This window comes from Methylocystis silviterrae (assembly GCF_013350005.1).
Taxonomy (GTDB): domain Bacteria; phylum Pseudomonadota; class Alphaproteobacteria; order Rhizobiales; family Beijerinckiaceae; genus Methylocystis; species Methylocystis silviterrae.
Map to the genome: position 1 here is coordinate 154602 of NZ_JABVWW010000005.1, position 20656 is coordinate 175257.

Sequence of the window (20656 nt, forward strand, 5' to 3'; positions counted from 1 at the left end):
CGATCTTCCTAGCGTTCGATATGCCGAACAATTCGTTCGGCAACATCGATGGGGCCGGCGGAGGTGTCAAGCGCCGCGCGGCGGCGCACAAGGCTTCGAATCCAGATTAACGAGACGTTATCTCCCGCGTCATGGCCGCGCTTGTCGCGGCCATCCACGCGATGACGCGATAAATGTGAGACCATGAGCCGAACATGCCGTCTCCGCGCGTTCCGCAATGTCCCCTTATGCAGCGAACGGCTTCGCCTCCATTCCCGACGAATCCGGCGGATGTTTCTGCCAATGGCGACCGCGCTGCAGCTTGTTGAGAGCGAGCGGGGCGGTGATTCGCCGTCTTGCAGGAGCTCTGCCTTTTGCAACCAAAAACCTGAAAGATGTTTACATATTTGATTTTTAGGTTGACGTATACATGCTATTTGTGGGACATTCTCCGAATGGAGATTGACGCATCGCTTCTTTCGACGCTGATTTCAGCCGCAATATCTGCGGATTACACGGCCGTTCGCCGCATTGGCGGCCAGATTGCGATGCGTTTAGCTGAGCAAGGCGACCTCGAAGGCGCAAAGGCGCTTCAGAACCTGCTTCGTAAGCGCGGCGTGCCGCTACAGGCGTCCGGATATGCCGAAGCATTGCCGCGCGACGCCGGATCGCGGCTGCCGCTTATCGAGGAAGGCCAATGGCCGACGACTCCGATCATCCTCGGCGGCGAGGCGGGGCATAGGATTTCCCAATTTATCGAGGACGCCAAGCACATAAGCCTGCTGGCGGAAAAGGGCGTGTCCGCGCGCCTCGGCCTGCTTCTCTATGGCCCGCCGGGCACGGGAAAAACGCTTCTCGCCGGTCACATCGCGGCCTCTCTCAAACTCCCTTTCTACATTGCGCGGCTCGACTCGCTGATATCCTCGCGCCTTGGAGAAACCGCAAAAAATATCCGTGGGGTCTTTGAGTTTGTGCCGGCCCGAAACGCGGTTCTATTTTTCGATGAAATGGATGCAATCGCAAAACTCCGCGACGACCGGCATGAGCTGGGCGAGCTGAAGCGCGTCGTCAACACGGTCTTGCAGGGCCTCGACTCCCTGACGGATGATGTGGTCACCATCGGGGCGACCAATCATCCGCATCTGCTCGATCCTGCGATCTGGCGACGCTTCCCCTATAAGGTCGAGCTGGCTCTTCCTGACGAAGAGGTGCGAGCCAGTCTGTGGCTGCACTTCCTTTTTCAAAACGTTGCCGCGCACAAGGAAGAAGCTGATCTGCTCGCGCGCGTATCGGACGGCCTGAACGGGGCGGATATCGAAAACATTGCCTTGGCCGCCCGTCGGCGCTCCATTCTCGGCAACCAAGAACCGAGCCTCGCGCAAATCCTACTCGCGGTGCACGCTTCACACGCCGGCAATCCGCGCCTCCTCGATAATCGGGAACTCGATACGACGGACAAGAAAGCGCTGACGCGCTTCCTCCATGAAAAGGGTGGCATCCGCCAAGCCGAGATCGCCAACGTCGTCGGCGTCAGTCGACAAATGGTCCATCGCTACCTGAAGGAGGCCAGCGATGGCTGAAACGCCGCGCAATCCCCTTTTGAATCCTGTCCTGCGGTTCACCAAAGACCCCAGACCGGAAGGCATTACAGCCGGCGGCAAAAATGCTCACGGCATCAAGGCGGAACGGCTGCGAGGGCAACGCCGCGCGCTGGCCGCGCAATTCACGAAGCTTGCAGAGGAAGCGGCGCAGCGGCCCCGTTTCGACGGTCGCGTCGTTCTCTATGCGGCCATGTTCGAGGATTCGCTCGCGCCAACATGGACGCCCTCCGACCTCTTCCAAGCGACGCGGGATGCGCGGCTCGTTACGCCTCACCGCACCGGCTACCTTGTCGAAATTGCCGCAAAGCGGCTCGCCGCGTTCGCGCAACTGGTGCGACGTACCGACCTTACTAAAGACGAGGTGGATATTTCCCGCGTCGAATCCGTCCGCTTCTTTTCGGGTGAAGATATTGCCGGAACTTCCTCGCTGGACGCGATCTGGCAGGCAGCTCCAGAGACCGAAAGGGGACGCGCTTTCGTCGTTTGGCTGATGCCGCTGCATGGCCGCGACGCCGCCGAGCAATTGATCCAGGCCTTTGCGGCCTTGCGCGACAGCGGGATCACGCCACCAACACCGCTTCTCGATACGATTGCAGCTGAACTGGACGCCAAGGTGCCAGCAGTCATGCGCCGCAGCTTGCGATCGATCGCAACAGCGGGCGACCGTTTCAGTCTTGCCGTGCGCGAATATCGTGTGCGACGACGCGCCCGGACAACCGTCATGATACCGACGCCAGCTGCGTTTCAGCGGCTCGTTGCATCGGGCACGATATTCCGCATCGAGCCTGTTCAAACGATATATTCTACCTCTCCGGGGCGGGGGCGGGAACCGGATCGCCCCTTGCCAGCGGACATGGCCTCCCTCCCGATCGTCGGCGTTGTCGATGGCGGCATGTCGGCGGCCTCTTATCGCCACGCGGAGGCGTGGCGCTCGCCGCCGCTTGTCCGCGACGGAGCCGCAGACACTCTGCACGGCAATCGCGTTGCCTCGCTGATCGTTCAAGGCCACGACTGGAATAACAACCTCACCCTGCCACCGCTCTACTGCCAAGTCGGCACGGTGCAGGCCGTCGCGCGGCAAGGTGTTCCGGCCTTTGTCGACCCCCAGGATTTCATCGGCTATCTCGACGGGGTGATGGCGGCCAATCCCGACACGCGGGTTTGGAATTTTTCGTTGAACCAGCGGCAAGCGTGCCCGCTCGATTCCGTCAGTGCGCTGGGTCACGACATTGCGTTGTTGGCGCGCAAGCATCGCGTGCTGCCGGTGATTTCGGTCGGGAACAAGCCGGGCGATCGCCTCCAGCCTCCCGCCGACTGCGAAGCCGCTGTGACGGTCGGCGGCCGCCTGCACGGCGACAATGGCGCGCCGGCCGGGGAATGCCCGATCAGCCTTTGCGGGCCGGGACCGTCCAGTATGTTGAAACCGGACCTGTCGCATTTCTCGCATGTGCGCGCACTTGGCGGGGCGGTTATTGCGGGGTCGAGCTTCTCGACGGCGCTCACCTCTCCATTGGCTGCTCACACGATGCAGCGAGTGCGGCAAGCGTCGCCAGACCTCGTCAAGGCGCTGTTGCTGCACAATGCCGATGGGGAGACATTCGACCCGTCGCTCGGCTTCGGCACGCCAGCGGTCGCCTCACTGCCATGGGAGTGTCGTCCTGGTTTCGTGACCTTGCAGTGGACTGCGAAACTGCGGCCGGGCGCGGCTTTCTACTGGGAACTGCCGATTCCACATTCTCTTCGCCAGACCGGCAAGTTGCGGGGAATGGGCGCGCTGACGGCCATCCTCAATCCGCACCCCATGGTGACTGACTATGCCGGCCCCAATTATTTCAGCGTCCGGCTCGCGACTGCGCTGCAACATTCGCGGGGGAAGACAAAGAAAGGCGCGCCGAAATTTCATAATCTTCTCGGGTCGCTCGATACAGAGAAGATAACCGAACAAGACGCTCGGGTGATCGACCACAAATGGAGTCCGATCCGCCATCATAGACACGACTTCCAGAACGTCGGGTTTGATGGCGACACGTTGCGCATTTACGCTCGGGTGTATGTCCGCGATCTCTATCTCTATGGATACACGGCGGCGGACGAGGTCCCTGAAATGGAAACGGTGTTCGTGCTGTCTCTCGGCACGGGCGATGAAAACGACGATGTCTATAACGAGCTGCGCGATCAGCTCGGGCCATTTGTCGAGACAGCAGTCATCGAGAGCGACATCAACATCGATAACGGAAGGAGCTAAATATGACCAGCGATAAGGACAGAACCATCTACCGCCGTCCCTCCGATAACAAGTGGGTGGACAAGCGCAATGATGCAGAACGTGGCTTCACCTTCGACACCCAGGCCGAAGCGATTGCCTCTGGCCGCGAAAAACTCATAAACGCTGGTGGCGGTGAGTTAACAGTGAAGGGTCGTGACGGAAAAATTCGCAGCAAAGACACGCTTGGCGGCGGCAATGATCCGATGCCTCCGCGCGACCGAGAACATTGAGCAAGCCACGAAATCGTACTTCTGCTCGCATTGAACTGCCGCGCGATGTCGGCCTGCGTCGCCTCGCCCTTGGCGAGGTCGCGCAAGACTTCCTCGCGCTGGCGAGGCTTGAGGCAGAGGGACGGCACATATGAACGCCTCGCGCCTTGGCGCGCGCACCTTCGCTCGTTCTTGCGCGTATGAGGTCGCGCTCGAATTCGGCAATGCCGCCCAAGAAGGTTAGCAGCGAGCGCCCGTGCGTGGTAGCCGACCCCCTCAAACCGACCCCCTCAATCGAAAAGCGTCGGCGGCGGCTCGCCCGGCGGCGGGGCGCTCATCGTCTCGACGGCGGCGGCGAGCTGCGCGAGGTCTTCGGGGCGGGACAGCCGATGATCGCCGTCGGCGATGAAGGTCAGCGTGACGGGATCGGCGTTCAGATGCTCGACGATCGTCAGCGCATGGCGCCAGGGCACGGCGTCATCGCGCATGCCCTGCAGAATATGCACGCGCGCATGGGCGCGCATGAGACCGCCGAGCAGCAGATGATTGCGCCCCTCTTCGATCAGCCTTCGCGTGACCGGCCCGTGATCCGGCTCCTTGGCGGGCAGGACGCCCTTTTCCAAGAGTTCGCGGCGCGTCGCTTCGTCGAAGCCTTCCCACATCAGCGCCTCGGTGAAGTCCACCGCCGGCGCGAGCAGGATCAGTCCCGCGAGCCGGGCGCTCTCGCCTCTCGCGGCCAGCCGCCGCGCCAGCAGCAGCGCGATCCAGCCCCCCATCGAGCTGCCGATGACGATCTGCGGCCCTTGCGTCGAGCGCTCGAAAACGGCGAGACTCTGCTCCAGCCAGTCGCCGATGGCGCCTTCCTCGAATTTGCCGGACGAGCGGCCGTGGCCCGAATAGTCGAAGCGCAGAAAGGCGCGCCCCCGCGCTTGCGCCCATGCGTCAAGGGCGCCCGCCTTGGTTCCGTCCATATCGGAGGCGAAGCCTCCAAGCCAGACGAGGCCCGGCGCGTTGCCGGCCTCGGCCGTCGCGGCGCGCCATCGCCGCGCGATGCGCCAGACGCCGCCCGCGGGATTTGGAATGTCGAGGAAGTCGAGCGTGTCCGACAAGAAGTTTCACTAAGGATCGAAGAGGCGTCGCGATTGAAAATAGGCGGTTTGCTCATAGTTGGTAAAGGATCTCGCAACAGAATGCTGCAGCCGGACGATTCTGTCCGGGGCTCGCGTTAGCCCAGCGATGTCGCAACAACCCGCCATGATCGCCGCCCCCGGCCAGCGACTCGCCGGACGAACGATCCTGCAGATCGTGCCCGATCTCCAGTCGGGCGGGGCGGAGCGCGCGACGGTGGACGTGGCCGAGGCGTTAAGCCGGGTCGGCGCCCGCTGTCTTGTGGCGTCACGCGGCGGCCGCATGGTCAGCGAGCTGCAGTCGAAAGGCGGCGTCTGGGCGCCGTTTCCGGCGGCGACGAAAAATCCCTTCGCGATGGCGCTGAATTCGGTGCGGCTTGCGCGAATCATCCGCGACGAAGGCGTCGACATCGTGCATGCGCGCTCGCGCGCGCCCGCCTGGGTCGCCTATTACGCGGCGCGACAGACCGGCGCAAAGCTGGTCACGACCTATCACAGCGCCTATAGCGGCGCGTCGCCGATCAAGCAGCGCTACAACGCCATCATGTCGGCGGGCGACGCGGTGATCGCCATTTCGGAATTCGCCGCCCAGCGCATCCGGGAATTGCATCCGGAAAGCGCGGATCGCATCGTCGTCATCCCGCGCGGCGCGGATCTGCGCGCCTTCTCGCCCGCCGCCGTCGACCGGCGCCGCGTCGAGCGCCTGCGGGCGGCGTGGGGCGTCGCGGCGCATGATCGCGTCGTGCTGCTGCCGTCGCGGCTTTCGGCGCGCAAAGGCCATGCGGTTCTGGTCGAGGCGACCAAGCGGCTGATCAAGCAAGGCGTCTGCGATCTGCGCGTTGTTTTTGTCGGCGACCCGCACAGCGATTCCACGCGCCGCGCCCTCGAAACGCAGATCGAGCACGCCGGCCTGGGCGACGTCATTCGCAACGCCGGCTACTGCGAAGACATGCCCGCCGCCTATATGGCCGCCGCCGTCATTGTCGCACCGGCGACGGCGCCGGAGGCGTTCGGGCGGATCGCCGTCGAAGCGCAGGCGATGGGGGCGCCGGTGATCATCTCCGATATCGGCGCCGCGCCGGAGATCGTCCTGGCGCCGCCGCAGACCCCGCGCCATCTTTCGACAGGCTGGCGGACCCCGCCCGGCGATCCGGTCGCCTTGGCCGACGCGATCGCCGAGGCGCTAAGCCTGCAGGCCTCGGCGCATGACGACCTGGCGCTTCGGGCGCGCCGAAACGCGCAGGAGCGCTTCTCCGTCGAGGAGATGCAGCGCGCCACGCTGCAGGTCTATGAGCGTCTGCTTGGGCTTTAGCCGAAGTCATCAGCTCCGTTCATGCTGACGCGCACGCGTCAGCTGCCGCAAGCGAGCCTTACGGGGTCTGGTTGCGGCCAGAGGCGGCTAGGCCCTGGCTCAAGCGCGGCGGCTGAAGAAAAGCGCCGCGTCCAAAGGCGAATCGGATAGAATTCAGCCGTCAATCGGATTGATTTCGCGCGCAGCGCGTCGCATCCGTCGGGCTCGCGCTCCTGCGCGGTCCGGCGGCGCGACTCTTGCTGTCTTCATCGCCAATCGCCGCGTGACCCATTTATCCTTCGCTAAGGACCAGCGCGCGAGCAACGAGGCGGCATGACGAGCTCCATCCATCTTGAATCCTATCGCGAGGCGCTGGTCTTTCTCGCCACGGCGGGGGTCGTCGTCCCGCTGTTTCATCGCATCAAGATTTCGCCGGTGCTGGGCTTTCTCTTCGCCGGCGCTGCGCTCGGGCCGTTCGGTCTCGGCCGCTTGGCGAGCGACCATGAATGGGCGCGCAATTTCACCATCACCAATGTCGAGGGCGTCTCCAATCTCGCTGAATTCGGGCTGGTCTTCCTGCTGTTCATGATCGGCCTCGAACTGTCTTGGGAGCGTCTTGCCCGCCTGCGGCGGCTTGTCTTCGGACTGGGGCTTGCGCAGGTCGTGGTGTGCGCAAGCGTGCTCGCGGCGGTCGGCTACTATCATTTTAACGTCGAATTCGGCCCATCGATGTTGATGGGCATCGCCCTCGCCATGTCGTCGACGGCGGTGGTGCTGCCGGTGCTCGCCGAGGCGCGGCGGCTGAACAAGACCTCCGGGCGCGTGGCGTTCTCGGTGTTGCTGTTTCAGGACCTTGCCGTTGCGCCGGCGCTTTTCCTCGTTTCCGCGCTCGCCGAAACCAAGAACGGCGGCTTCACGGGCGAACAGGCGGCGTGGGCGTTTGGGCGCGCCTTCCTCGCCATGGGCGCGCTGATCTTCATCGGACGGCTGCTGCTGCGTCCGCTGTTTCGCATGGTCGCGGCCGTGCAGCTGACCGAACTATTCATGGCGGCCTGCCTTCTCGTGGTCATCGGCGAGGCGGCGCTTTCGGCGGCCGCCGGATTCTCCATGGGCCTTGGCGCCTTCATCGCCGGGCTGCTGCTGGCGGAGACGGAGTTCCGGCGGGAGGTCGAGGTGACGATCGAACCGTTCAAGGGCCTGTTGCTCGGGCTCTTCTTCGTTTCGGTCGGCGCCGGTCTCGACATGGGCGCCGTCGCCGCGGATCCCTTTCAGATTTTCATATACGCCGCCGGGCTGATGGCGGTTAAGGGCGCGATCATCTTCGTTCTCGCGCGGCTCTTTGGCGTCGAATGGAGCCCCTCAGCCGAGGCGTCGCTGCTGCTGGCGCCGGGCGGCGAATTCGCCTTCGCGCTGCTGACCTCGGCGATGGCCGTCGGCGTGCTGCCGGGTCACTATGGCGCCGACGCGATGATCGTCGTCACGATCAGCATTTTCGCCATTCCCCTTCTTGGCCGGATCGGCGCCGTTCTTGTCCCGCCGGCGACGGAAGCCGAGGACGAACTGCTTTATGCGGATCTCGCGCCGGCGGCCGAAGTCGCCGAGGACCGCGTCGTGATCGTCGGGTATGGCAGAATCGGCAGCCTTGTCGGCGAAATGCTGAGGCGCCACGACATCCCGTTCGTCGCCATCGAAAACGTCGTGTCGCTGGTGACCGCGGGGCGCGAGGACGGCGTCGAAATCTACTGGGGCAACGCGACGCGGCGCGAGTTTCTGATGCGCTGCGGCGTGGCGCAGGCCCGCGCGCTCGTCGTGACCATCGAAAATGTCCACGCGGCTGGAGAGATCGTCCGTCTGGCGCATGACATCCGCGGCGATCTCACCATCGTCGCGCGGGCGCGCGACGCCGACCACGCCACCGAACTCTACAAGCTTGGCGCAACCGACGCGATTCCCGAAACGGTCGAAGCCAGCCTGCAGCTCGCCGAAACCGTGCTCGTCGATATCGGCGTGCCGATGGGCTTCGTCATCGCCTCGATCCATGAGAAACGCGACGAGTTTCGCAAGCTGCTGCAGCCGTCCGACGACAAGACGCGCGCGCGGCATGCGGAGCGCAATCGAAAGATCAGGCGCGAGCATACGCGCCGGCGCATATCGGGACGCGCCACGGAAGAAAGCGAGGAGGAGGCGTAGGGGCGTTTTCGCTCTCCTGGCGGAGGTTTGCTGCGGATGCTTGACGAGCAATATAGTGGTCCGCGATCAGGTGAATTCCGGCAACGATGCGAACGGATAGGAGAGGCGGTTGTCGACAGGAGAACCACACCATGCCGTGCAATTTGCCACGCGCTACGGTTCGCCAACGAGCGATTTCCTGAATGCATGGACAGCGATTACGCGACTGGATGCACTGATCGAAGATGCTAAAGCCCTCAAGGACGACTTTGATACGTCTATGCCGGACAAAACCCGCTGGCGCCCATGGTTCGGCGCAGAGATTATCTCATATTTTTCGGTGGGGTTTGTAACTTGCCTAGAGTGGCACGCCCGTTCCAGATTGGTCGACCTTCTAACATTTAAGCCCTCTGCTGCTAAATCGGATGATCTCAGGGTCGTCAAAGACAAAGTAATTCTCGAAATGCTGGCTACCAATGTAACGGTTGCATCCATCGTCGGCGCAGCTACAAACATATCTCGTTTTGAAGATTATATAGGAGTCTTTTCAAGACTATTTTCGGTTATCGATCCCAACTTAGATGGCTTCAAGGTTATCAAGGCTAAGCGCATCGACACAGGAAAGCCGTGGGTCGAAGAGCATGAGATTGATGAGCTAAAAAATCTCTATGCATTCCGCAACGCCCTCGTGCATGAGATCGGAATTGAACGTGTTGGCCATTGGAATGTCCGCGAATGTTGGGACCCAGCGGAGGCGATCCGCATAGGTGAACTAGTACAGCGAACGATGCGCGCTTTAGAAGACTCCGTTTCGACAAAAATGCCGGCCGGCTTCCCCAATGTTTTGGATTCCGATGGCTACCCGGCTTGCGAGTGGCAACGACTTGAGCAGGAACTCCCTTTTCTAGAAGAGAAAGTCAAACGAATCACGACCGAGTTCACAGACGTGGAGGTGGACCCAGATGAGAATTGGGAACCTGCTCGAGCAGCAGCTGCCGAATACCTGGCTAAGGAAAAGTTGTTTCTCGATCAGGCGTCGATGCTCCACGATAAATATGTCGAATTGCGCGAGCCATTGAAGTTGGCCCTTATCAAATCCCGTCACGCTTACCTAACGAGCATCATAGAGACTGTAGGCGACATAGGGATGATCGACGAAACTCCCGAGCCTACATAGGCTAACTCGTCGCCCGTCCGTCCAGCCCCCGCGAGAATTAGATGGCGAAGCAACCGACCACTGAAAAAATTCTTGAGTGGAAAGCGAGACGAGGGCGCTCAAGTTTTAGCGGCGAGATTCTATCGAAAGTTGAAGAGTTAGCTCGCGCATGGGAAAAAATTGACCCTGACGAGGGGTTCGCCGACTTCGTACCAGTCAGATTGTGCACAATTATCGAGGTCTATGTGCGCGAAACTGTTCGAGAGGTAGTTGATTCGTCGCCAACCTACCTCGATAGAGCGGAGCCCCTTTTAAAGAACGCGAAATTCGATTTCCTGCTCGCCAAGCAACTTCACGGGAGACGAGTGACGATGGGGGACATTGTCGCTCATTCGATCTCGGTTAGCGATCTCGAACACATAATCAGCGGATACGAAACTCTTTTGCCAGGTTACCGAAGCGCGCTCCCGACTGTGCATGAGCGCTGGATTGAAGATCGTGACCAAGGTCCAAGTGACCCCATTCTTGACGACGTGGAACATGTTTTGGCGTGCATTAAGCGACTCTTTCAGGTTCGGCATATTGTGACGCATGAGATGCCGTCCAGCGCGCCTTATTCGACAGAAGACATCCCTGATTTTTTGGCGTCGGCAGGAAAATTCCTGTCGGCGACGGACTGGTTTTTGACGGGAGAGTTACGGGGGGATGTGCCGCAGACACAAGCATCCATGAATATCCTTGCCGGCGAAGAGCTAAATTCAGAGACGGTGGCCATGGAGCGACTGCTCGTCGAAATTCGACAGAGGGGCGAGGCGGATATTGATCTTCTCAAAGCGAGCCAAGATGCCTGGGCCGACTACGCTGAGGCCGACGCGAACTTACGCGCATCGTTAGTGGGTGGCGGCTCAATGCAGCCAGTGGTGTGGGCGATCCAGATGACCGAACTAACGCGGACCCGAATTGCAGGTTTGCAATGGTGGTTGGAGAGGGAAGAGGGTTCCATATAACACTCGCTAACGGGCGCGCCTCTACAGCCTCCACAGCCCTAGCGCGATCGTCGCCAGCGTCAGCGGCGCGCCGACCTTGAAATAGGTCCAGAAGCCGATCGTCACACCTAGCGCTCGCGCCCGCTCGACGACGATGAGATTGGCGATCGAGCCGATAAGCGTGAAATTGCCGGCGAGCGTCGAGGCCATCGCCACGATCAGCCAGGCGCGCCTCGGATCGCTCAGTCCGATGATGAACGGCTTTAGCGCGAGGACGGCCGGCACATTGCTGACGATATTGGACAGCACGGCGGAGACGAGCGCGAGCGTCGATGCGTCATCGAGATGGAGCCGCCCGACGTCCGCGATCTCTCCTGGCGTCAGCACGACCTTGTCGAAGGCGCCGACGACGATGAAGAGTCCGGCGAACATCAAAAGCAGCGGCCAGTCGATTTCGTTGTAGATTTTCTTCGAGCCTATGCGCCGCGTGAGCAGCAGCAGCCCGCCGGCGACGATCGCCGCTTTGGCGGGCGGAACGCCGGCGAAAAAGAACCCGATCATCGCCGCGGTGATCAGCAGCGCTTTAGAGGCGAACGCGCGATGAAAAGCACGCGGCGCCGAGACGATCGGCGTCAGTCTCTCGCGCGAAAAAAATTCGCGCGGAAAAGCGAGCGCCACAAAAAGGATCGTGAGCGCGACGCCGACGAGTGCGATGGGCCAGAGCGCTTGAGCGAAGTCGCCGTAGGAAATGCCCGAGGCGGTCGTGATAATCATATTTTGCGGATTGCCGGTGATCGTCGCGACGCTGCCGACATTGGAGGCGAGCGGGATCGACAGCACATAGGGCGTCGGATCGCGCTTCAGCCGCTGCGCCAAGTCGATGACCAGCGGCGGCATGACCAGACAGATCGCGTCATTGACGAGAAAGGCGGAAAACAGCCCCGTGGCCACCGCGACCGCGATGAGCAGGAAGATCGGGCGGCGGGCGACGTCCGCGAGCCAATCGGCGGCCCGTCGGAAAAAGCCGGAAAGGCGCAGATTGGCGACGACGATCATCATGCCGAGCAGCAAAGTGATGGCGTCGAAATCGATGGCCCGGTAGGCCTCGTCGAGGCTCAGAGCGCCAACGCCGATCATCAGGCTCGCGCCGAGCAGCGCGGCGCCGGCGCGGTCGAGCCGATAATAGGGCAGCTTGCCGATCGCGAGCACGAGATAGGTCGCCGCGAAGATCGCTGCGACGGCCGCCGTCTGCGGCGTCGGCGTCGGCAGGCGGCTGACGAGGGACAGAAATTCGCCGAGCCCCAGGATCGCGACAGCGGCCAAGGCCGCGCTCCCCGCGACAATGATGGCCACGAGAATCCCAAGCCAGAGTGTGAGGAAAGGGTGGCGCAGGCGATTTGGCGCGGGCTCGGGCGAGGAGGGCATGCAACCCGGCAAGTTAGAGCGCGCGGCGTGGAAGACTACGCAGGGAGGAGGAGGTTATGGCGCCTGGCCTCGTTCGGGCCAAGCCGGTAGCGCCGATTTCCTATTGTGCGGCATGGTTAATAGATATATTCCTATCCAATAGGAAACTCTTCCGAGCCGCGGTCAGCCATGTCCGACATTCTCACCCATGCTCAGATCTGGGCGGCGATCGACGCTCTCGGAGAGCGATATGGCATGACGCCGTCGGGCCTGGCGCGCAAGGCCGGCCTCGATCCCACGACCTTCAATCGCTCGAAGCGCGAAACGGCGAGCGGGCGCCAGCGCTGGCCGTCGACCGAATCGATCGCCAAAGTGTTGCAGGCGACCGGCGCCGGGCTCGACGAATTCATGTCCTTGGTCATGGCGAATAGCGCCGCCGGCCGGTTGCGCCATACGCGGCCGCTGATCGGCCTGGCGCAGGCGGGGGTCGGCGGCTTTTTCGACGACGCGGGCTTCGCCACCGGCGCCGGCTGGGACGAAATCGACGTATTGGCCGAGGCCGACGAACATTCCTACGCGCTGGAGATCTCAGGCGACTCCATGGCGCCGCTGTATCGCGACGGCGATGTGGTGATCGTCTCGCCGGCCGCGCCGGTGCGGCGCGGCGACCGGGTGGTGGTGAAGACCACCTCGGGCGAGATCATGGCCAAGGAGCTGAAGCGCGAGACGGCGCGAACGATCGAACTGCGTTCGGTCAACCCCGCCTATCCGGACCGCACGATTCCGCGTGACGAGGTCAGCTGGATGGCCCGCATTCTCTGGGCGAGCCAATGACGTGTGACGCTTAGCCGCCGACCGACGCATCTAGCCTCGCGCCGATGCAGCTGTGCTATATAACCCTCGCCTCTTGCGCATGCTTTCGTCAGGTGAATGCTCCCATGCCTCTTACTCTTATCGCCTTTCTTGTCGCGTTCCTTGTCGGCGGCCCGGCGCTGGCCGATGTCCCCTTAAGGGATCGCGCGAAGGCGCTGTTCGAGCCGATTCCTTCGGCGCCGCCGCCGATTCCTGGCGAGACGTCCACGCCTGAAAAACTCGCGCTCGGCAAAATGCTGTATTTCGAGCCGCGACTTTCCGAAACGCGCGACATCAGCTGCGCCGACTGTCACAATTTGAGCATGGGCGGCGTCGATGGCGGCAAGCTTTCGGGCGGGCGGAATGCGCAGCTCGCCGGCCGCGAAGTGCTGACCGTCATGAACGCGATATTCAACAAGACCCAATATTGGGATGGGCGTGCAGCCAATCTCGCCGATCAGGTGGTCAATTCGGTCATGGCCAATCCCAAGGCGATGCTGAAGACGCGGGGCGGCCCGCTGGCGATCAATCCGATCGAGCACGCTGCGGCGAAACAGCACGCCGTTGAACACTTCAAGCGGATCCCGGGCTATGTGGCGGCTTTCAAGCAGGCCTTTCCCGAGCAGGGCGATCCCGTCGCCTATGACAACATCGGCCGCGCCATCGCGCTTTTCGAGGCGACGCTCATCACGCCCGACGCGCCCTTCGACCTCTGGCTCAAGGGCGACGATCAGGCGCTGTCCGATGCACAGAAGGACGGTCTGAAGCTCTTCATCGAGAAGGGCTGCGCGACTTGCCACAACGGCGTCAATGTGGGCGGCGGCATGTATGCGCGTTTCGGCGTGGTCAAACAGCCCTCGGCCGAATTTCTGCCGTCGGACGATTTAGGCCGCTTCGCGGTCACCAAGGCGATCGCCGACAAATACGCCTTCAAAGTTCCTTCGCTGCGCAATGTCGAACTGACGGCGCCCTATTTCCACACCGGCTCGACCTTTGACCTGAAGAAGGTTGTGGCGGTAATGGGCGAAAGCCAGCTCGGCGTCGCGCTCAGCGCCGACGAAACCGACAAGATCGTCGCCTTCCTCAATGCGCTGACGGGACGCCAGCCTGAGGTGGTTCTGCCGATCCTCCCGCCGCGCACCGGGCCGCCGTTCGTTCCGGAGCAGTAACGGTCAGGCCGCGGCGTTCGGCGTCCAGCGCAACACCGGCTTTCTCGCCGCGAGCGCTTCATCGACGCGTCGGCGCGGCGCGAGCCGCGGGGCCTGGGTAAAACGCGTCATGTCACCGGCTTTGGCGCTCCGCGCGAGATCGCGCAGCGTTGCGATGAAGAGATCGAGCGAGGCTTTCGATTCCGATTCCGTCGGCTCGATGAGCATCGCGCCATGGACGACGAGCGGGAAATAGATCGTCATCGGATGGTAGCCTTCGTCGATCATCGCCTTGGCGAAATCGAGCGTCGTCACGCCGGTTCCGCGCAGCCAGGCGTCGTCGAACAGAACTTCATGCATGCAGATGCGATCGCCGAACGGCTGAGTCATCACATCGCGCAGCGACGCGCGGACATAATTTGCCGACAGCACGGCGTCTTTCGACGCCTGCGCAAGCCCGTCGGTCCCATGCGCGAGCATATAGGCGAGCGCCCGAACGAACATGCCCATCTGGCCATGGAAGGCGGTGAGCCGTCCGAAGCTCTGCGTGCCTTCGGCGTCTTCCACAAGCTCCAACGCATCGCCGTTGCGGCGGATGAACGGGACCGGCGCGAAAGGCGCAAGACGTTCCGAGAGAACGACCGGACCGGCGCCAGGTCCGCCGCCGCCATGCGGCGTCGAGAAGGTCTTGTGCAGATTGATGTGCATGGCGTCGACGCCAAAGTCGCCGGGCCGCGCGACGCCGGCGATGGCGTTGAAATTCGCGCCGTCGCAATAGAAGTAGCCGCCGGCCTCGTGCATCGCGTCGGCGATGTCGACGATGTCGCGCTCGAACAGCCCGCAAGTGTTGGGGTTGGTCAACATGATCGCGGCGACGTCGGGAGCGAGCGCCTCTTTGACAGCCTCGGCCCGCACGGTTCCATCCGCCGCCGCCGGAACGACGCGAACCGAAAAGCCGAGCAGCGCCGCCGTCGCCGGATTGGTGCCATGCGCCGACTGCGGAATGAGGACGACATTGCGCGTCGCGCTTTCGCCTCTGGCGGCGATCGCAGATTTGATCGCCATCATGCCGCAGAGTTCGCCATGCGCGCCGGCCTTCGGAGACATCGCCACTGCATGCATGTTGGTGAGCGTCATCAGCCAGTCGGCGAGAATCTGCATCAACTCCAGCGCGCCCTGCGCGGTCGACTGCGGCTGCAGCGGATGGAGATCCGCGAAACCTTCATAGCGCGCGATCTTCTCGTTGCTGCGCGGATTATGCTTCATCGTGCAGGAGCCGAGCGGGTAGAGCCCGGCGTCGATCGAATAATTCTTGCGCGACAGACGCACGTAATGGCGCATCGTCTCCGGTTCGGTGAGGCCCGGAAGACCGATGGGCGCATTGCGCTCCAGCGCGCCGAGCCGCGTCGCGAGCGGCGCAGGATCGTCGATATCGACGCCGGTCGCGTCAAGCCGACCGATTTCGAAGATCAGCGGCTCTTCCTGATCGAGCCCGCGATTGCCGGTGAAGGTCGCAGGCGTTTTGTCGTCATCGAGCGGTTCGACGACCGCGGGTCTGTCGAGCATCAGAGCGACTCCTTAAGCGCCGCGACGAACGCGTCGCGATCTTCTTGCGTATTCACTTCGGTGGTGGCGACGAGGAGGAGATCGTCAAGCCCGGCGTGCGGCAGGAGCCGCGAGACGGGAACGCCGGCGAGAACGCCGCGCGCCGCCATTCTCTCAATAAGCGCGGCGGCGTCGCCTTCGACGCGAAGCGTAAACTCGTTGAAGAAGGTCTCGTTGAGAACCTCGACGTTTTGAACGTCGGCGAGCATGTGCGCCAGCAAAACCGCATTGGCGTGATTGACGCGCGCGAGCCGCGTCAGTCCGGCTTCGCCAAGTAACGTTAGATGAATGGTGAAAGCGAGCGCGCAGAGGCCGGAGTTGGTGCAGATGTTGGACGTCGCCTTGTCGCGGCGGATATGCTGCTCACGCGTCGAAAGCGTCAGCACATAGGAGCGCCTGCCGTCAGCGTCGACGCTTTCGCCGGCGAGGCGGCCGGGCATCTGCCGCAGGAATTCATGTCGCGTCGCGAAGAGCCCGACATAAGGCCCGCCGAAATTGAGCGAATTGCCGATGGACTGGCCTTCGCCGACGACGATGTCGGCGCCCATCGCGCCCGGCGATTTGAGGAGACCAAGCGACGCGGCTTCGGTGAAGACGGCGACAAGAAGCGCGCCGTTCCGATGGCAGGCTTCCGCAACCTTTGTCAGATCGCGCAGATTGCCGAAGACGTCGGGCGTCTGCACGACGACGCAAGAAAGCGTGTCGTCGATGCGCGCGATGAGATCTTCAGTGGCGCGAACGTCGGGCGCCATTGTCTCGACTTCGTCTTCGGCAAGCCGCGAGATGGTGCGCACGACTTCAGCGTAATGCGGATGTAGCCCGCCGGAGAGCAGCGCCTTGCGTCGCTTCGTCACGCGATGCGCCATGAGCACGGCTTCGGCGGTCGCCGTTGAGCCGTCGTACATCGAGGCGTTGGCGACCTCCATGCCCGTCAGCAGAGCGACCTGGGTTTGGAACTCAAAGAGATATTGCAGCGTGCCTTGCGAGATCTCCGGCTGATAGGGCGTGTAGCTCGTCAAGAATTCCGAACGTTGAATGAGATGATCGACGCTCGCGGGGATGTGATGCTTATAGGCGCCGGCGCCGACGAAGAATGGCGCGCGCGAAGCAGGCATGTTGCGGGCGGCAAGCCTTGCGAAGAAACGCTCGACGTCGAGCTCCGATTTGCCGGACGGCAGGTCGAGCGGCGTCCTGAGCAGCGTCGCGGGCGGCGCATCGGCGTAGAGCGCTTCGATCGACGAGACGCCGATCGTCGCGAGCATCGCGTTTCTGTCGGCCTCCGACAGCGGATGATAGCGCATCGCTTTTTCCTTGCGCTTAGAGCGCTTCCCGATCACATGGAATCCTGTGATCGACAGGAATCGCTCGCAATCAAAATGTTGGAGCAGGTTCTCATCGAAAAAGTCTGTCAACTTTTTCGGAACCTGCTCTAGAGCGTCTTCAGGAAGCTCGAATAGGCGGCGTCGTCCATCAGCGATGCGCATTCGCCCGGGTCGCTGACTCTCACCTTGATGAGCCACCCGCGTCCAAGCGGATCGTCGTTGACGAGCGCCGGCGTTTCGCCAAGCTCCGGATTGACCTCGACGACTTCGCCGCTCACCGGCGAATAGACTTCGCTCGCCGCCTTCACGCTCTCGATGACCGCGATCTCTTTGCCCTTCGCGACCTTCTTGCCGACTTCGGGCAGTTCGATGAAGACGATGTCGCCGAGTTGGGACTGCGCGTAGTCCGATATGCCCAATGTCGCGACGTCGCCCTCGAGCGCGACATATTCATGGTCCTTGGAGTAGCGGAGATCGTTCATCTCGCTTCCTTTTCAGCTGATGGTTTAAAATAGCGGTGCGGCACGAAGGGCAGAGTCGCGACAGTGACGTCGACGCGCTTGTCGCGCAGCGGCGCCGAAAGCGTCGCGCCGACTTTGGCGTATGCGCTTGCGACATAGCCCATTGCGATCGGACGCTGCAGCGTCGGCGAAAAGCCGCCCGACGTCACATGGCCCACGGCTTGGTCGTCGGAGGCATAAAGTTGCGCGCCTTCGCGCAGCGGCGCCTTCGTCTGCGGTAGAAGCCCGACGCGCATGCGCGAAGGACCCTGCTCAAGCGCGTTCCGTATGCGCTCGAAGCCGGGGAATCCGCCCTCGGCGCGTCTGCGCTTGCCGATCGACCAGCTCAGTCGCGCTTCGACGGGATCGGTGGTTTCATCGAGGTCGTGGCCATAGAGCGGCAGGCCCGCCTCCAGCCGCAAGGCGTCGCGCGCGCCAAGGCCCGCCGGCGCGACGTCCTCATGCGCGAGCAAGAGGCGCGCGAGGTCTTCGGCATGCTCGGCGCGCAGCGACAGCTCAAATCCGTCTTCGCCCGTATAGCCGCTGCGCGACACGAAGAGCGGCGCGCCGCCGAAGTCGAAGGCGCGCCAGCCCCTGAAAGGAAGGTCCTCGGCGCCGGGGAGGAGTGCGCCGAGGACCGCGGACGCGCGCGGGCCCTGAAGGGCGAGCAGCGCGCGGTCCAAAGGATTGAAGTCGAACTGGGGCAACGCGGTCGCGATAAGCGCGAAATCCTCTTGCTTGCGCGAGGCGTTGACCACAAGCAACAGCCGCTCCTCGACGCCCGGCAGACGGGTGACGAGAAGATCGTCGAGTATGCCGCCGCTCTCGTTGAGCAGCTGCGTGTAACGCGTGCGCTCCGGCGAAAGCGACGCCAAATCCGCCGGCGTCAGGCTTTCAAGCGCCCGGGCGGCGCGCGCGCCGGCGAGGATCGCCTGACCCATATGCGAAACGTCGAACAGACTCGCGCGACGTCGCGTATGTAGCGTTTCCGCGACGATGCCCTGCTCATATTGCAGCGGCATATCGTAGCCGGCGAAAGGCGCCATGCGCGCGCCGAGCCGTCGATGCACCGCATCGAGCGGAAGTTTGGACAGCGCAGGAGGCGCAGCGGTCGCGACGTCGAGTTCGGTCACCATCAACTCCGCCAGACATGGTTGGCGCAGCAAAGCTTAAACTTCGCTACGCGCCCCCTCTGTCCGGTGACCTGAGAGATTTCCCTGCGCTAAAAGCGACAGGTTACGCCCTTCGGTGGGCGAAACGCTTGCGCGCTTCGCCGCTTTCCAGAGTTTCTACTTCCTCGCGGTCCTTTGGGCCTGAGCGTTTCCGGGGCGGTTTCGCCTTCGGCGCCGGCGCGAGCGCCGGTCTCTCCCGCGATGAAGTTCGACCTGCCACCAAAATGTGGTCGATTCGCCCGATCGTCAATCCCAGCGACTGCGCGTTTTTTTCGCAATGCGGCAGCGTTCGGTCCGATCGGAAGCGCCGCCGCTCAGTGGCGCTTAGGCGCCCGCATGCGATAGACGCCGTCGTCATCGCGCTCGAAGGTCTCGTCGACCTGTGGATGGCGCACCGGCTTGTTGGTGTTGTCGGGCAGCAGATTTTGCTCCGACACATAGGCGACATATTCGGTTTCGGCGTTCTCGGCGAAGAGGTGATAGAAAGGCTGATCCTTGTTCGGACGCAGCTCTTCCGGAATCGAAAGCCACCACTCTTCGGTGTTGGCGAACACCGGATCAACGTCATAGATCACGCCGCGGAAGGGATAGCGGCGATGCTTGACCACTTGGCCAATACCGAATTTAGCGACGTTCTCTCGCGGCATTCGAAAGCGCCTTTAACACGCTGTTTACTTGCTTTTTAGTAACGCAGCAGGGGCGCAGCCGTCAATCGGGCGTCGCGCCACAGCCAAATCCTTTCAGAATCCGTAGATCCTGGCGAGGTCGGCGTCTTTGGCGGCGACCTGCTTGGCGAGGTCGACGACGACCTTGCACTGTTTCCAGGTGGCGTCGTCCTGCATTCGGCCGTCAATCATCACCGCGCCGGTCCCGTCCGGCATCGCTTCGAGCACCCGCTTGGCGAAGGCGACTTCCTGCGGATCGGGCGAGAAGACTTTCTTGGCGATGGCGATTTGCGACGGATGCAGCGACCAAGCGCCGGCGCAGCCGAGCAAAAAGGCGTTGCGGAACTGCGCTTCGCAGGCCGGGGCGTCGGAGAAATCGCCGAAGGGGCCATAGAAAGCCTTGATGCCGGCGGAAGCGCAAGCGTCGACCATCTTGGCGATGGTGTAATGCCAAAGGTCTTGCTGGAACGAGGCGCGCAGGCCCTGGCCGGGCTCGGCGTCGGCGATCACCTTATAGTCCGGATGACCGCCGCCGACGCGGGTCGTCTTCATTGCCCGGGAAGCGGCGAGATCGGCCGGTCCAAGCGAAATGCCATGCATGCGCGGCGAAGCCGAAGCGATGGCGTCGACATTCTTGACGCCCTCCGCCGTCTCCAGAATCGCGTGAATGAGGATCGGCTTCTTCACGCCATGCCGCGCCTCGAGTTGCGCCAGGAGCTGGTCGAGATAGGCGATGTCCCAGGGGCCTTCGACCTTGGGCAGCATGACGACGTCGAGCTTGCTTCCGACCGCGCCAACGATCTCGATCATGTCGTCGAGCGCCCAGGGGCTGTTCAGCGCATTCATACGCGTCCACAGTCCAGTCGAGCCGAAGTCGGTCGCCTTGGCCATTTCAATAAAGCCGGCGCGGGCGGCTTCCTTGGCGTCGGCCGGAATGGCGTCTTCGAGATTGCCGAGAACGACGTCGACCTGTTTGACGAGATCGGGAACCTTGGCGCGGAATTTTTCAAGATGCGGCGGAACGAAATGGATCATCCGCTCGACCTTGACGGGCGGTTCGCGCAGCGGCGCCGGGGCGCCGATGGCGAGCGGACGGTAGAATTGATTGGGAAGTTTCATTTCGGCGCAGCTCCAAAAAACTGCGTCGAGTTAAGCCAGATGCGTCGGCTTGGCAATGGCGCGGTCTGTCACGTCCGCAAGGCGC

The 20656-nt window shown here is 62.6% G+C and carries 18 protein-coding genes and 1 riboswitch; of the genes, 9 read left to right on the plus strand and 9 right to left on the minus strand.

What is annotated here, in order from left to right:
* The first annotated feature begins 629 nt into the window (after positions 1-629).
* From HUN39_RS07740 to HUN39_RS07750, 3 genes are read left to right on the plus strand one after another with little or no spacing between them, the layout of a single operon-like run.
* Positions 630-1559 (plus strand): AAA family ATPase, encoded by a 930-nt coding sequence (locus HUN39_RS07740; RefSeq protein WP_232365975.1) that lies wholly within the window; start codon positions 630-632, stop codon positions 1557-1559.
* Positions 1552-3825, plus strand: a complete 2274-nt coding sequence (locus HUN39_RS07745; protein WP_175093890.1) for a S8 family peptidase — start codon at positions 1552-1554, stop codon at positions 3823-3825. Before HUN39_RS07740 ends, HUN39_RS07745 begins: the two co-directional genes overlap by 8 nt.
* A 2-nt stretch (positions 3826-3827) precedes the next feature.
* Positions 3828-4076, plus strand: a complete 249-nt coding sequence (locus tag HUN39_RS07750; RefSeq protein ID WP_175093891.1) for a DUF2188 domain-containing protein — start codon at positions 3828-3830, stop codon at positions 4074-4076.
* Here the strand turns inward: HUN39_RS07750 and HUN39_RS07755 are convergent.
* The gene (locus HUN39_RS07755) at positions 3961-4335 is read right to left on the minus strand and encodes a recombinase family protein (RefSeq protein ID WP_210266884.1); all 375 of its coding nucleotides are present in this window, start codon (positions 4333-4335) and stop codon (positions 3961-3963) included. The two genes, HUN39_RS07750 and HUN39_RS07755, sit on opposite strands and share 116 nt — an antisense overlap.
* Before the next feature lie 10 nt (positions 4336-4345).
* Positions 4346-5164, minus strand: coding sequence for an alpha/beta hydrolase (locus HUN39_RS07760; protein WP_175093892.1), 819 nt, complete (start codon positions 5162-5164; stop codon positions 4346-4348).
* Positions 5165-5291: 127 nt separating this feature from the next.
* On the opposite strand from HUN39_RS07760, the gene HUN39_RS07765 reads away from it, so the two are divergent.
* From HUN39_RS07765 to HUN39_RS07780, 4 genes are all read left to right on the plus strand, one after another.
* A complete protein-coding gene (locus tag HUN39_RS07765) occupies positions 5292-6494 on the plus strand; it encodes a glycosyltransferase family 4 protein (protein WP_175093893.1) in 1203 nt (400 codons plus the stop codon).
* A gap of 312 nt (positions 6495-6806) precedes the next feature.
* Positions 6807-8663, plus strand: coding sequence for a cation:proton antiporter domain-containing protein (locus HUN39_RS07770; RefSeq protein WP_175093894.1), 1857 nt, complete (start codon positions 6807-6809; stop codon positions 8661-8663).
* A 109-nt stretch (positions 8664-8772) separates the two neighbouring features.
* On the plus strand, positions 8773-9819 hold the full coding sequence (locus tag HUN39_RS07775; protein WP_175093895.1) for a hypothetical protein: 1047 nt from the start codon (positions 8773-8775) through the stop codon (positions 9817-9819).
* A 41-nt stretch (positions 9820-9860) separates the two neighbouring features.
* Complete coding sequence (locus tag HUN39_RS07780) at positions 9861-10805, plus strand: lysozyme inhibitor LprI family protein (RefSeq protein ID WP_175093896.1); 945 nt, start codon at positions 9861-9863, stop codon at positions 10803-10805.
* A 21-nt stretch (positions 10806-10826) separates the two neighbouring features.
* Here HUN39_RS07780 and HUN39_RS07785 read toward each other — a convergent pair whose 3' ends face one another.
* Positions 10827-12209, minus strand: a complete 1383-nt coding sequence (locus tag HUN39_RS07785) for an anion transporter (protein ID WP_175093897.1) — start codon at positions 12207-12209, stop codon at positions 10827-10829.
* Between the two features lie 168 nt (positions 12210-12377).
* Between HUN39_RS07785 and HUN39_RS07790 the strand changes: the two genes are divergently transcribed.
* Positions 12378-13022 (plus strand): S24 family peptidase, encoded by a 645-nt coding sequence (locus tag HUN39_RS07790; RefSeq protein ID WP_175093898.1) that lies wholly within the window; start codon positions 12378-12380, stop codon positions 13020-13022.
* Positions 13023-13126: 104 nt separating this feature from the next.
* Positions 13127-14209 (plus strand): cytochrome-c peroxidase, encoded by a 1083-nt coding sequence (locus HUN39_RS07795; RefSeq protein WP_175093899.1) that lies wholly within the window; start codon positions 13127-13129, stop codon positions 14207-14209.
* Positions 14210-14212: 3 nt separating this feature from the next.
* Here the strand turns inward: HUN39_RS07795 and gcvPB are convergent, their stop codons facing one another.
* From gcvPB to HUN39_RS07825, 6 genes are all read right to left on the minus strand, one after another.
* The gene (gene gcvPB / locus HUN39_RS07800) at positions 14213-15754 is read right to left on the minus strand and encodes an aminomethyl-transferring glycine dehydrogenase subunit GcvPB (RefSeq protein ID WP_175093900.1); all 1542 of its coding nucleotides are present in this window, start codon (positions 15752-15754) and stop codon (positions 14213-14215) included.
* Positions 15754-17094: an aminomethyl-transferring glycine dehydrogenase subunit GcvPA gene (gene gcvPA / locus HUN39_RS07805; protein WP_175093901.1), complete on the minus strand. Its 1341-nt coding sequence runs from the start codon at positions 17092-17094 to the stop codon at positions 15754-15756. Before gcvPA ends, gcvPB begins: the two co-directional genes overlap by 1 nt.
* Before the next feature lie 128 nt (positions 17095-17222).
* The gene (gene gcvH / locus HUN39_RS07810; RefSeq protein ID WP_175093902.1) at positions 17223-17597 is read right to left on the minus strand and encodes a glycine cleavage system protein GcvH; all 375 of its coding nucleotides are present in this window, start codon (positions 17595-17597) and stop codon (positions 17223-17225) included.
* On the minus strand, positions 17594-18751 hold the full coding sequence (gcvT, locus tag HUN39_RS07815) for a glycine cleavage system aminomethyltransferase GcvT (RefSeq protein WP_175093903.1): 1158 nt from the start codon (positions 18749-18751) through the stop codon (positions 17594-17596). Before gcvT ends, gcvH begins: the two co-directional genes overlap by 4 nt.
* A gap of 154 nt (positions 18752-18905) precedes the next feature.
* Positions 18906-18996, minus strand: a riboswitch (glycine riboswitch).
* A gap of 105 nt (positions 18997-19101) precedes the next feature.
* Positions 19102-19434: a heat shock protein HspQ gene (hspQ, locus tag HUN39_RS07820; protein ID WP_175093904.1), complete on the minus strand. Its 333-nt coding sequence runs from the start codon at positions 19432-19434 to the stop codon at positions 19102-19104.
* A 93-nt stretch (positions 19435-19527) separates the two neighbouring features.
* On the minus strand, positions 19528-20571 hold the full coding sequence (locus HUN39_RS07825; protein ID WP_175093905.1) for an HpcH/HpaI aldolase/citrate lyase family protein: 1044 nt from the start codon (positions 20569-20571) through the stop codon (positions 19528-19530).
* Positions 20572-20656 lie beyond the last annotated feature (85 nt).

What these genes read in the sequence shown, in the direction of transcription:
- hspQ (WP_175093904.1), bottom strand. Translation starts at nt 19,434, where the DNA reads ATGCCGCGAGAGAACGTCGCTAAATTCGGTATTGGCCAAGTGGTCAAG.
- HUN39_RS07770 (WP_175093894.1), top strand. Translation starts at nt 6,807, where the DNA reads ATGACGAGCTCCATCCATCTTGAATCCTATCGCGAGGCGCTGGTCTTT.
- HUN39_RS07745 (WP_175093890.1), top strand. Translation starts at nt 1,552, where the DNA reads ATGGCTGAAACGCCGCGCAATCCCCTTTTGAATCCTGTCCTGCGGTTC.
- HUN39_RS07825 (WP_175093905.1), bottom strand. Translation starts at nt 20,571, where the DNA reads ATGAAACTTCCCAATCAATTCTACCGTCCGCTCGCCATCGGCGCCCCG.
- HUN39_RS07785 (WP_175093897.1), bottom strand. Translation starts at nt 12,209, where the DNA reads ATGCCCTCCTCGCCCGAGCCCGCGCCAAATCGCCTGCGCCACCCTTTC.
- HUN39_RS07765 (WP_175093893.1), top strand. Translation starts at nt 5,292, where the DNA reads ATGTCGCAACAACCCGCCATGATCGCCGCCCCCGGCCAGCGACTCGCC.
- gcvPB (WP_175093900.1), bottom strand. Translation starts at nt 15,754, where the DNA reads ATGCTCGACAGACCCGCGGTCGTCGAACCGCTCGATGACGACAAAACG.
- gcvH (WP_175093902.1), bottom strand. Translation starts at nt 17,597, where the DNA reads ATGAACGATCTCCGCTACTCCAAGGACCATGAATATGTCGCGCTCGAG.
- HUN39_RS07750 (WP_175093891.1), top strand. Translation starts at nt 3,828, where the DNA reads ATGACCAGCGATAAGGACAGAACCATCTACCGCCGTCCCTCCGATAAC.
- HUN39_RS07790 (WP_175093898.1), top strand. Translation starts at nt 12,378, where the DNA reads ATGTCCGACATTCTCACCCATGCTCAGATCTGGGCGGCGATCGACGCT.
- gcvPA (WP_175093901.1), bottom strand. Translation starts at nt 17,094, where the DNA reads ATGCGCTATCATCCGCTGTCGGAGGCCGACAGAAACGCGATGCTCGCG.
- gcvT (WP_175093903.1), bottom strand. Translation starts at nt 18,751, where the DNA reads ATGGTGACCGAACTCGACGTCGCGACCGCTGCGCCTCCTGCGCTGTCC.
- HUN39_RS07780 (WP_175093896.1), top strand. Translation starts at nt 9,861, where the DNA reads ATGGCGAAGCAACCGACCACTGAAAAAATTCTTGAGTGGAAAGCGAGA.
- HUN39_RS07795 (WP_175093899.1), top strand. Translation starts at nt 13,127, where the DNA reads ATGCCTCTTACTCTTATCGCCTTTCTTGTCGCGTTCCTTGTCGGCGGC.